Consider the following 12,373-nt stretch of genomic DNA (forward strand, 5'->3'; position numbering starts at 1 on the left):
ATTGTTTGTTACGCGGCGAGCGCCCGGCTGACGATATGCTCGCGCATCGTCGGTACAGGGAGGTCGCGCTCCCTCACTACAGCAATCTACATGCCACGACGGATAAGTGCCGGAATCCGCTTTGATGCAAAAAAAATCACGTCTGTCGGCGTTGGCGACACGGAGTCGCTGGTCGGATTCGTGACGTGGACGTCTGAAAGAGAACACCCGCATTAGCAGCAGAAGGGTGAGCGCTTCGCAAGCGCCATACCGCAAACAAGGCGTTAGGAGTTGCATCGTAGTGACGCGGGAAGAGCGGCCGACGATCGCAGTTGCAGTCAATGAGATCGATTAATCATGGTCTCTGATCGCGAGCGTACAGGAAGGCACCGAGATGGCAGTCGATCCTCTGGATGTTATCAGCTCGAAGTCAGTTCTTACTAGGCGTCGGCGGCTCTGGTGCGAACCCGTTCGATTTGTCCCCCATACAACTCAGTCGTGGTCACACAGATGGCGCATTGGCACTGTTTCGGACCCGGCGAGAAGGCTGCAAATGATCAAGTACGACCTCACGAAGCATCAATATCGCCGCGAAACGTCACCTGGTGCGCCACCGGTTTGCCTAGAGCCGCCATTTCATGTGCTCAAACAGATCGTCATGAAACCATGAATGGGCACGGCCAGGAACCCTTGCTTGAAGCGCGAAAGCTCGTTCGCGGGTATTTCTATTGCTGATGAGCTCGCTCTGTTAGCCGATGTGCGGCCCGCACTGGGTGGCATCGATGAGCAAGATGCCTCGCAAGGGAGGGGCTTGATGACTGAGTTGTCCGGTGAGCGAGCCCGTCGGACCACCATGAGCAGGAAGGTGCAATGCGGGCTCAATCGCCATCGCGCAGATCGTGCACGGCTCGTAGTCAGGCAATCAGCGGCCTTGAGAGCGTTAGTCCGGCCACAATGCGGGCGTTAGAAGGCTAAAAAGAGGAGAACGAGTGATGATGGCCATCTGCCGCTTTCTCGGATGGTTCGCTGAAGACTGGTATAGGAACGCTGGGCCGAGGACCGAGCGGGTTGATGAGTTGCGAGACAACGTCATCTACGTCGACTTTAAGGCCATCCGAGAGGCAAAGGAGGGGGCGTGCGAGCGCAAATCATAGAGAAGCTGGAGGCCGGCCGCGTGCAATACGGCCAGTTCGCTACACTTCCTGGATCCGGCCCTTGCGGCCTGTTCTTTGTGCAGGGGCCTTGCGGGTGTGAACTCAAGATAAGTGGATTAGTCCGTCCTGGCTGGGAGCATGTCGCGGTCTCGACGCCGCGGCGCTGTCCGAATTGGGAAGAGATGTGCTTTGTCAAAGACCTGTTCTGGGATGAAGAGGAGTGCGTCATGCAACTGCATCCGCCACATTCGCAGTATGTGAATAACAGCCGATATTGCCTGCACCTGTGGAGACCCACTCATCGGGACATCCCAATGCCACCGCCGAGCTTTGTAGGCATAGTTGGGCTAGGGCCATCAGAAGCGGCAATGTTGTTTGCCCAGATGAGCGCGACAGCGTGATGGGCTGAGTTAAGGATATCCGAGCGGAAGATGAGGCCGAGCGGGTGCAGAAGCACCGGTTCGGCGCCGCCGGAATGAGGCGTCACAAGCGGAGTTATGTCAGGACCGGTCTGTTGCACTGTGCAGGGGTGCTGAGTCTGAATTCGCTGCTTTCAAAGGAGCTGCTGACAGTCCACGGACCCGGTTCAAGAGATATCTCGTATGCGCTTGCGACCAAATATTGTCGAAGGAACGAGTTGGAGTTGGGCGTCTTGGCGGCATTCAAACCAGTGTTTGCGGAACCGTGCTGTCGGTTCGGCAGCAACAACGACGTGACGACCGCTCACAAGCAATCACTGGACGATCCGGCGAAGCGATTGCGCACTCTTTGGAACGAAAAGCATGTGCCCACCGAACGGCATAACGCGAAATGGCCAGATCGAAGCCAAAGCGACGACCGAATTCAGTTTGAGGAAGGCGCTGTCCAGGCGCCGCCTCGGCCACGAGCCGGGGTCGGCATCACCCTGACCGCATCCGGATTGCTCAAGCTAGGCCTGCCGGTCGCTGTGCAAGAGCCGGTAGCCCGTCGGCCACTACCCCTCATCTGGAGCGGGGCTGATGAGCAGAGACGGTCGAGTCACCAAATAGCCAACTGAGGCGTAGCTTCTCCAGGCCTATTTGGTTGTCAGCTCGTCGTCAGCTTGCCGCAATAGCGTTCGCTGGCAGGGCGTAAACAGCCCGCCCTCGCTCTGAGGAAACCTACGCTGAAGAGGCAGGCGAACCGCCATGTATAATCGAGTTAATGGCCAATCCACACGCCCTACTCAAACTAACGAACCGAGTCAGCCGGAAGACAGCAGAGAATTTGCGCAAACACTGACGGATTTCGCTCGACGGGAGGGTCCGCCAGCTGGGGAATTGCCCGACAAAATGGGGCTCTGCTGCAGCAAGCCACATACCTCCGATGCAAACATTTACAGCCCAAGCACCTCGGATCCCAGCATATCCTCTCTGTCCTCCAGCTCAAATCCACCCTCTCCAGCGAGGCCAATCGCTCCTCTGTTCGATTACAGGACTGCTGAATTGCCCGAGGCCAATGTCAACGGCATCTGCGTTGGGTTGGCAGCGGAGTGGATCCGCAATCTCCCAAGCAGCCCTTCATCCCGGATGAGGGCGCTGCGGCCGGGTACTCAAATTCACAGCTCAGCGGCAGTGCTGCAGCAGCGGTATGAGCACCTCAAGACAGCGGAAGGTTCTCACAATCCTCAGGCAAGAAACATGATGTTACGCGAAGCCGGCCTAGAGCCGTCCGCCGAACAAACGCGATATAGGTTTGGTACATCTTCGCGCATTGACCAGATCGTGAACGAGGTCACCCACGATCCATCGATCTATTTGGTTAGCTTGCGTTTCGCCGCAGGTGGCGCCCACCTGATCGCAACGTCGACATCGAATGGAATGACGACCCTCTTTGATCCTAACTATGGAGAATTTACTGTTCGGTCAGATCAGATGGCTGATTTGTTCAAAAGTCTTGCCGACCGTTACAGCAGCCCGCCGAATGGACTTGATATATCGACGGTCGTCACACAAAGGATGACGTGAGTGGTTCGGAGGTTCCAACGGAGCTTTCCGATCCAACGCGCGGATCCTTTCGTGATCGATGCCGGACAACCGCATCGCCTCCGACAGTGCAACACCAGGGCCGGGAACACGGATTTTGCGGCCCTCAACGTGCGCCCGACGTGACACCGGAGCTCACCGCGGCCCTTCAGATGTTGGAGCGGTACTCTCGACGGAAGCTCTCGGAAGCAGCGCAGGGGGGCGGATGTTCAGAGATAGAGGCTGCCGATCACTCAGGTTGATGTGCCATCGCGCGTCAAAGCCTGAATGGTCTGCGCTTGCGCTCAAGCGGGACCGACGGCCTGTTAGAGCTTGCCTGAAAGCTGGCTAAGCTCCTCGTGTGGGTTTCGACGCCTTTCGCCCTTGCGCTCCGGGCTAAGGACAGGCATCACGCATCCAACACAGCCGGCACAAGCTGCATTTCGAATCGTCGCCGGCCACTTCTGTACTGACGTCGCCAGCCAAACAGCTGCTGTCGACGACAATGCATGCCGTCGCACCAGCGCACGACCGAGTCGACGCTCGCCACGAGCTCCGCAACAATCCGCGCCTTGTCCTCATCGCTGCACTTCCGCTGACGTCCAGCTCTGGCGAAGACCTCCAAACCGGAACCGACACAGTGATAACACTATGCGCTGTGTTCGTTCCAAGCCTGACGGTCAAACTTTGCACCGAGCTGGACTACAAGGTCATTTGACAATTTACTTCCCGAATAATGCGAGGTGACATTCTGAATTTACGGCCCGGAGCCCCTCTCCGCGGAGCGCGCGCAAGCTGGCTATTAGCTTGATCTGGAAGACGTCGCCCGGTGGTTTAGATATGATCCCAGTCTGATACCGGAAGCAGCGCGGGCGCGACTCGGCGCTGGTCGGGCTGGATGGATCAGACGCTGTCCCTGCCACGCCCGCACTGATTGAAGTTAGCAGAAACGTGACTCGGCGCCCAAAAGCCCCACGCATACACGGGGCAAGCGCTGTCCCTACCACGCGCCGCTAACTTCAACGGCATTGTGCACGGACTAGCTTTCCGAAAGCTGACGAACCCGACGCGACTCGCGGAGACCACGGGAAGGCCACTTTTGCCGACATTCGCCAGCGCGCTGCGCATGAACTGTAAGCGCTGTTTTCTACGCACCTGTGCAATTGTCCGGATGGGATGAGGTGTCCACCATGAACCAAGGTGGACACCATCGATGATCACTCCAGAAAAATCTTTTAAGCTTGAGACGCTCGGCGTGTTGCGGAATGGCCGGCGTCGCTATGACCCAGGCAGCAAACAGCGGCTGGTCGAGGCCTGTCTGCAGCCTGGGGTGTCGCTGGCGGGGCTGGCGTTGCAACACGGCGTGAACGCGAACCTGCTGCGGTGGGTTGCCAAGCGACAACTTCAGAACGGAAATGGCCAGCCGGAGGCGCGGGCGGCGATTGCGCCGGCGTTTACTCCGGTGAGCGCGCGTCGGCCAACCCGATCTGCCGGCGCGATCGCCTTTTGCGCTACGGAGCGATCCTCTGCTGGGCGGCTGACGGCATCGATGCCCAACGGCGTGGTGCTTCGCTGGAAGGCGGCGACGCGCAGTTGCTGTCGGCGATGATTGAAGCGCTGGGGCGTTGCGATGTTCCGGCTGGCGTCTGATCTTCGAGTCTACCTTCACCGCGCGCCGATTGACTCCCGGGCGGGGATCAACAGTCTGGCGATCGTGGTCGAGCAGTCGATGGGGCTGGATCCGTTCCAGCGCACGGTGTTCGCGTTCTGCAATCGCCGCCGCGACCGGGTCAAGCTGCTGATTTATGATCGGTCGGGATTTTGATGCTGCTGAAGCGGCTGGAGGCGGACCGATTCCATTGGCCCCGAAGCCAGGAGGCGGTGCTGACGCTGACGACGGAGGAGCTGCACTGGCTGCTTGACGGCATCGACATCGCGGCGGTGCGGCGCCATTCGGTGCGGCAATATCACGGCGTGGGCTGACAGTGTTCGATGCGGGCGGCGTCATCGGCGCTATCGGATGACGCCGCCAACCGCATGGAACCCGGTTGACGCGGCGGCATGACTTCGATTCAAGACTACGACGAGTCGCAAGCCCACGACGCACGAGCTGGAAGCCCTGATCGCGGCGCACGCGGCCGAGATCGTGGCGCTGAAGGCGGAGAACGAGAAACTCGCGCAACGCGTCCTTCATCTTGAGGAGCAGTTGCGCCTGGAGCGCTTGCACCGCTACGCGCCGAAGAGCGAAAAGCTCAAGGAGCGCATCTTCAACGAAGCCGAGCAGGCCGCCGCTGAAAGCCGGGACGACGGCGATGTCGAGGCGGTCGCCGTGCCGGACATGGGATTGCCGGAGGCTCCAAAGCCGGCGCCCGAAGACACGCGGCCGCAAGCCGCTGCCTGACGATCTGCCGCGCCAGCGCGTCGAACATGATCTGGGTGAGGATCAAAAGGACTGTCCGTGCTGCCACAATCGGATGCATCGGATGGGCGAGACCGTCACCGAGCAGTTGCACGTCGAGGTGAAGGCGTGGTGCTGCAACATGTGCGGTTCAAATATGCCCGCCGTCACTGCGAGCGCACCGCGCTGAACACCCCGATCGTGACCGCGCCGATGCCGGCGCAGCCGTTGCCGGGCAGCGTCGCCACGCCATCGACGCTGGCGCTAGTGCTCGCCAACAAATACGTCGACGGCACGCCGCTGTATCGTGTGGCGGACGCGCTGGGGCGGGCCGACGTCAGCATCAGCCGCGGGACGCTGGGCAACTGGGTGATCCGGGCGAGGGAATTGCATCTGCATCGGGTCTGTGACGCGCTACAGCAAAAACTCAGGGCGCAGCCCCTGGTCCACGGTGACGAAACCTGGGTCCAGGTTCTGAAAGAGGAGGGCCGGGACGCGCAGGCCAAATCCTTCATGTGGGCCTACCGCAGCGGCCAAGACTGCGCGCAGCCGGTCGTGCTGTTCGATTACCAGCCCGGTCGCGGTCAGGAGTATCCGCAGGCGTTCCTGGCCGGCTATCGTGGCTTGTTGATGAGCGATGGCTATGACGCCTAGCGCACGCTGACAGGCGCGACCCATCTCGGCTGTATGGCGCATGCCCGCAGGAAATTTACCGATGCGCTCAAGGCCAGGAAGCCGCCCGGCGGGCCGCCATTGCAGGCGCTCAAGTTCTTCGAGGCGTTGTATGAGGTCGAGAGGGTGGCGCGCAAGACGCCGCCCGACGGCGAAACGCGCGCCGCATACACCTTGCGGCTGCGCCAGCAGTATAGCCTGCCGGTATTGGCCGCCTTCAAGACGTGGCTCGACGACCAGGCGCCGAAGGTCCTGCCCGAAAGCTTGACCGGCAAGGCGATCGCCTATGCGCGCAACCAATGGGACTATCTGACCCGCTACACCAGTGACGGTCTTGCGCCAATCGACAACAATGTTCTGGAGCGCGACATCAGGCCGTTTTGCACCGGAAGAAAAAGTTGGCTGTTCAGCGACACCGTTGCCGGCGCCAAGGCAAGCGCTGTGATCTACAGTTTGGTGCTGACATGCCGGGCATGCGACGTCGATCCCTATGCATGGCTACGTCACGCGCTCACTGAATTGCCTCAGCGTGCGCCCGACACCGATATCGAAGATCTGTTGCCGTTCAACTGCACCGCTCAAAAACACCTGCCAGCTGAGAATTGCGGCTGACGTTCGAACCCTCAGATCAACCAAGCCGTTCCGATGATCCCGCTGGGGCCGGCACCACGCCGCAACCACCCGCGCGCGCAGCCTGTGCAGTAAAATGCGCGCTTACGGTTCTCTCATTGGCAGGCCCTTCCACCATGCGTTGATCGATTAGGCGTTGTGGTGGGAGATAGCCGTGGACGAAACTAGTCTTCGTGACTTTGACGGACCGATGTTGCCTCAGACTTGGCGATCATGGAAAGCCTGGACCGACTATAAAGACTCAGAACCCCAAGCTGATCGAATATAGCTCGCCCTAGATAGAGACTTGGCTGGGCGCGAGAACTGGGTCGGCAGGAGTTCCGTCAGGACTTCCGAGACCGGCTGCGAGCCGTGGTGTCAGCCATCGCTGACCAGATAGCCGATCCGGTAGCTCATGGGGTACCCCCGACGGGCGAGGACGAGCGGCAGTCTGGCGGAACTAAAGTCAATCCGCGTGGGACAAGACCGAGCATGAGATCTTCACCTCGTTCTTCATCGGTGCGTCAACGGCAGTCGTTGTGGTCGCCGCAATTCGGGCGATCAAGAAATGATCGACGACGGCGATACCCGCGACCGGGTCATTCGCCTGGAAACGAAGGTCGAACACCTTACTGAGCGTGCTGGAAGCCCAGGGGGAGGTACATTGATAGATTCGGCAGCGGACCCGGCTCGTGAGCCGACTGATCTGCCGGGCCTGAGCTAGATGCCACCTCCAACGGCGCGGGTTCATCATTCGGTAGTCGCCAAAGCTCGTTTGGTGGAGGAGACTGTCCTGAATTTAAAGTCGAGTCCTCTGGATCGACGGGAAGTGGCGACAATATGGATGGATCATCAAGCAATCGCCGAAGCTCCCCTGGAGAGAACTGCTCTAGATTGAAAGTGAGCTCTTCTGGATCGGCGGAGAACGACGGGGTGGCGGGGGGGGGGGGGGGGGGGGGGGGGGGGGGGGGGGGGGGGGGGGGGGGGGGGGGGGGGGGGGGGGGGGGGGGGGGGGGGGGGGGGGGGGGGGGGGGGGGGGGGGGGGGGGGGGGGGGGGGGGGGGGGGGGGGGGGGGGGGGGGGGGGGGGGGGGGGGGGGGGGGGGGGGGGGGGGGAGACTGGCGACAGGATGGGTTGATGATCCTGCGCAGCGGCGATGTCGGCGCCGTGCTGGAAGCCCAGGGGGAGGTACATTGATAGATTCGGCAGCGGACCCGGCTCGTGAGCCGACTGATCTGCCGGGCCTGGGGGGGGGGGGGGGGGGGGGGGGGGGGGGGGGGGGGGGGGGGGGGGGGGGGGGGGGGGGGGGGGGGGGGGGGGGGGGGGGGGGGGGGGGGGGGGGGGGGGGGGGGGGGGGGGGGGGGGGGGGGGGGGGGGGGGGGGGGGGGGGGGGGGGGGGGGGGGGGGGGGGAGTAGTCGCCAAACCTCTTTTGGTGGAGGAGACTGTCCTGAATTTAAAGTCGAGTCCTCTGGATCGACGGGAAGTGGCGACAATATGGATGGATCATCAAGTAATCGCCGAAGCTCCCCTGGAGAGAACTGCTCTAGATTGAAAGTGAGCTCTTCTGGATCGGCGGAGAACGACGGGGTGGCGTGATCGTCCCGTCGGGCGTGAAGCTCGTCCTCCAAATCCTTTTCCAGTCGCTGAAGCTCCTCTGAAGGGACGAAGACTGGCGACAGGATGGGTTGATGATCCAGTACTCGCCGAAGCTCTTGATCGAACGCGACGTGCTCTTGGACGAAAGCCGACGGGGCGGGTTGATCCTCCTGCCCTTCCCGAAACTCCTCTCGCCGACTGCCCGCTTCCTGCGACGCGCTGTGTTGCGCAGCGGCGTCACCGATGAGCCTCGGTTCCACTAGTACGGCGCTTTGGGAACGAATGGGAGCCACGTCCGGGGGCGCGGGATTGCGCTCGGCGCGGGGGAGCGCGATCGTGCCTGTCGACCGGAAGGTCCGGAGATAGTCTATTGCCATAAGGAGTCCGGCGGGATTACGCGTTCCGATAAACCCGGACACGTCACCACTCAACGACTCACTGTCGAGCTGAGCAACAAGGCTTGTTTTGTTTTTTGCGAGGAGCCGACGGCTAAAGCTACGAAGAAAACTCGCGTAGACTCTTGACGTGCTGACTGACATGCCAGCCTCGATGAAGGCCTCTTGGAGCCCCGAGATATCGCGAGCATCCTCGAAATAAAGAGGCCGCATGTCCGGCCCTGTCACAAGCGCGGAGGACGCGCTTAGCTGCGCAGCGGCGATGTCGAGGCGCCTAGTCCCGGCCTTGATGAGGGCCTCCTCAAGCCCCAGGACAACGGGAGCATCCTCGGAAGAAAGAGGCCGCATGTCCTGTCCTCTCACAATCCCCGTCGACTGAGCCGGCTGCGGCGCCGACGACGCGCTAAGCTGCGCAACGGCATTGTCGAGGCGCCTCGGTTCCATCCGTACCGCGCTTTCGGAATGGATGGGGCCCACGTTCTGGGGGTGAGGATTCCGCTTAGAGCGGCGTGCGATTGGCACGGTGCCCGTCGACCACCAGGTCCGGAGATAGTCAATTGCCTTAAGGAGTAGTGTGTCATTACTCTTTCCGATGTACCCAAGCACGTCGCTGCCATCGGTCAGCGACTTACTGTCGACCCGAGCAACAATGCTCGGTTTGTTGTTTGCGAAAACCCAGCGGCTAAAGCCATGAAGGGACCTTGCATAGGCGGAACCTTTGGTCCACCCGGCCTTGATGAGGGCATCCTCAAGCCCCGAAATAGCGGAAGCATCCTCGGCATACAGAGGCCCGCTGTCCTGCCGCCCCACCACAATTCCCATTGACCGAGCCGGCTGCAGCGCCGAGGCGGCTGGCATTGCTCCACCACCTCCACCTGAACTGGCGATCTCGCTCAATTGCTGCTCAATGGCAACGCCTTGCGGATTGTTTAGGGTCCTCGGCCTCTTCGCTACTCTCACCTCAGCTATGTCATGCTCATCGTTGATGAGGACCTCCTCGCCTGGTAACAGGTTGCTCCTGGCAAGTGCACCGGCTCGCCTGGGGACTGCTGGCTGTCGCTAGACACATTGGCGGAGAGGCTACGGCGTGGCCCCCTGTCAGGCATCCCGTTATTGGCTTGTCGCGCCTCGTGTAATTGCTGCTCAAAGTCCTCTTGCCCGGTTCGGTCCGGTTGATGCTCTTGCGAGACCTGTATCTGCGGGTCAGCAGTGACATTGCATGAGTCAAAATTGTGCGGGTCCACGCTAACCTCACGCCATGAAATCAATTGAGATCGTACTATATGGAAAAGCTTTCGAGAAACTGACGAGGCCGTCGCCACCAAAAACGAGACTGCGTCGCGGCTCTTAATTATCGCGGGGCTTCTTGGGTTTCAGGACCCGCCGTTGTCGCGGCTATCCCCTTCTCCTGGTGGTCAGCCGCGACGGCTCTTTTAGTTTGTACCATCGCTTCATTGCAGCCACTCTTTGCTGCTCCATTCAGGCGAAAAGCTCCCACCTCTTTCGGCGTAACCTTCGCGTAGCTGCCGCTCTCGTGCATCCAGCCGCGTTCGAAGCTTGGATCGGACAGTGCATTAGTCCGCTGTCCCTTGCATCCGGTGGGGTTGCCAACCCAGACGAGTCATGAACTGGGTGCGGCACCGCTGCCAAGGGGCATTGGGCACCTTCGACGCGCCTTAATTGCCCTCATGAGGAGACGGCCAGCTTGACGCCGCGCAGGCCGTGGCGGGCAAGCTTGCGCAGAAAAGCGGTCCAGAGCGTCTCGGCTTCGGAGGGGCCGATGTCCATGCCGAGCACCTCGCGCCGGCCATATCTGTCGACGCCGACGGCGACGATCACGGCGACCACCAGGTGGAAAGACGTCCGGCATCCACTAGATTTCAGACATACTGCACCAGTCTAAGGTAATCGTCTGTGAGAACAGGTGAGCGAATAGAACAAGCCGCGTCTTGAAGGAAGGTGGTCAGAGTCCGACTGGCCCGATTGCGGACTTCGACAGATTGCCGTTCCGGCGCGCGAGTACGGAGAGTTGCTAGTTCGGAGCTGACCAGGTCAACCGCTGCTACGGCGCAATCTGAGACAGAGAAGCATCCAGCAGACATGACAGCTTTTGCCAGTCCCAATGTGGTGAGCCAACCAGCATGGATCAGCACGGCACCGTCCGTCTCATCGAGCCCAGAGAGCTCCTCAATGGCAGCAGCATGGACTGATGCCGCACCAACTGACCGAAAGAGATCGGCTATTTCGTCACGCGTAGCTTTAGAGAGGAGGCAGCGGCCGAGATGTGCTAGGAGCGCCTCAGTCGGACCTTCGAAGATGCGGAGGATGCGAGCGTCTCGATAGATTTTGGCTAAAGGCGTTCCCTCATCGTAACCACGGCCACCTAACAGCTGGACGCATTGATCAGCGACAAGGCCGCACCACTCCGAGGACAAAACCTTCGTTGCCGACGCAAGGTGGACGTTGGGCGCGCCCTGCGCTGAAACAAGTCGGCAGGATGCGGCCAGCATCGCCTTCACGACTTCCCGCCGCAGCACCATCTGCCCAAATAACTGCTCGATGTAGCTGTTCTCGAGCATGCGCAGTTTACCGAGTCGACGATGGCTTGCATAAGAGGCTGCGACCTGGATAGCGCGCTCAAGCGCTCCAAGACCCATAGCAGCCACACCGATACGGCCGCGGTTCATACTAGATGCCGCCGCGCCCCAGCCGTCTTGATCGCGAGAGAGCACGTAAGCACGCGGCACCTCGACACCCTGGAACTCCAGAGTATTCTGAATAATGCCGCGTAGACCCAGTGTGCGATGCTCGTGCGTGACCTTTAGGCCTGGAGCCTGCCTGTCAACGAGTACACCAACGAGCCGACCTTTCGCATCGGGACCAGACGCGCGCGCAAAGCAAACGATCCAGCGAGCCCAGTCAGCGAGCCCGATCCAGATCTTGCGGCCAGAGATATGAACTTTATCTTCGCGCATGAGAGCCGAAGCCTCTATATGCCTCGGGGCAGAGCCAGCTCCAGGCTCCGTCAAAGCGAAAGCGCAGAGATCGCCGCGTGTTGCACCCCAAATGATAGTTTTTTGTTCGGGGATGTGCGGTGCCGCTTCGATGCAGGGCAAGGCCAGGAAGTTATGGATGACGAGCGTAGAGGCAGCGGAGACATCGAAGGATGCAGTGGCGGAGATGAGGTCGATGGCCTCTTGCAAGGGAAGAGCTAATCCGCCGTGCTCTCCTGGTGTGGTGAGCCCGAACAGTCCATGCCTTACCAATATGCTGTGTAGGGTCGGAGGGAATGCTCGGCGGTCATCCGCGTCTGCGAAATTCAGCTGACTGAGGTCAGCGATCAAACTGGAGTATAGTGCAGCTGCACGGCCTTTGCGCTCCTGCGTCTCCCCGAATTGGGCGTGAACCTGAGTGTACATAGCCATAAGGCCCACAATGATCCCGGCCGCGCTTCGTGCCAATTCATCCCCGTGGTTAGCTCGGTTACACATTAGTATAGTGTGGATGTCGGCACAGTATGATCCCGTTGTCCGGGACTTGGATTTATTGGCAAGAGCGGCAAGCTGATCAAGATCCTTTGGCACGATG

The 12,373-nt window shown here is 60.6% G+C and carries 5 protein-coding genes and 3 pseudogenes; 5 read left to right on the top strand and 3 right to left on the bottom strand.

Going from position 1 to position 12,373, the window contains the following annotated elements; all coding sequences use genetic code 11:
- The first annotated feature begins 1,210 nt into the window (after positions 1-1,210).
- Positions 1,211-1,534, top strand: a complete 324-nt coding sequence (locus tag XH87_RS36685; RefSeq protein ID WP_442868236.1) for a DUF7694 domain-containing protein — start codon at positions 1,211-1,213, stop codon at positions 1,532-1,534.
- Between the two features lie 909 nt (positions 1,535-2,443).
- On the top strand, positions 2,444-3,118 hold the full coding sequence (locus XH87_RS00510; RefSeq protein WP_271586560.1) for a YopT-type cysteine protease domain-containing protein: 675 nt from the start codon (positions 2,444-2,446) through the stop codon (positions 3,116-3,118).
- Between the two features lie 406 nt (positions 3,119-3,524).
- On the opposite strand, the gene XH87_RS00515 is transcribed toward XH87_RS00510, so the two are convergent.
- A complete protein-coding gene (locus XH87_RS00515; protein ID WP_442868226.1) occupies positions 3,525-3,740 on the bottom strand; it encodes a transposase in 216 nt (71 codons plus the stop codon).
- Positions 3,741-4,328: 588 nt separating this feature from the next.
- Here XH87_RS00515 and tnpA point away from each other — a divergent pair.
- From tnpA to tnpC, 3 genes and pseudogenes are all read left to right on the top strand, one after another.
- On the top strand, positions 4,329-4,724 hold the full coding sequence (gene tnpA / locus XH87_RS00520; RefSeq protein WP_271585760.1) for an IS66-like element accessory protein TnpA: 396 nt from the start codon (positions 4,329-4,331) through the stop codon (positions 4,722-4,724).
- Between the two features lie 21 nt (positions 4,725-4,745).
- A pseudogene (gene tnpB / locus XH87_RS00525) lies at positions 4,746-5,098 on the top strand (IS66 family insertion sequence element accessory protein TnpB).
- 127 nt (positions 5,099-5,225) lie between these two features.
- Positions 5,226-6,797: pseudogene (gene tnpC / locus XH87_RS00530) on the top strand (IS66 family transposase).
- Between the two features lie 3,680 nt (positions 6,798-10,477).
- Here tnpC and XH87_RS00535 read toward each other — a convergent pair.
- Positions 10,478-10,630: pseudogene (locus XH87_RS00535) on the bottom strand (transposase); the annotation flags it as partial.
- A gap of 35 nt (positions 10,631-10,665) precedes the next feature.
- Positions 10,666-12,276, bottom strand: coding sequence for an acyl-CoA dehydrogenase family protein (locus tag XH87_RS00540; RefSeq protein ID WP_333909170.1), 1,611 nt, complete (start codon positions 12,274-12,276; stop codon positions 10,666-10,668).
- Positions 12,277-12,373: the final 97 nt, after the last annotated feature.

This window comes from Bradyrhizobium sp. CCBAU 53415, assembly GCF_028128735.1.
GTDB lineage: Bacteria > Pseudomonadota > Alphaproteobacteria > Rhizobiales > Xanthobacteraceae > Bradyrhizobium.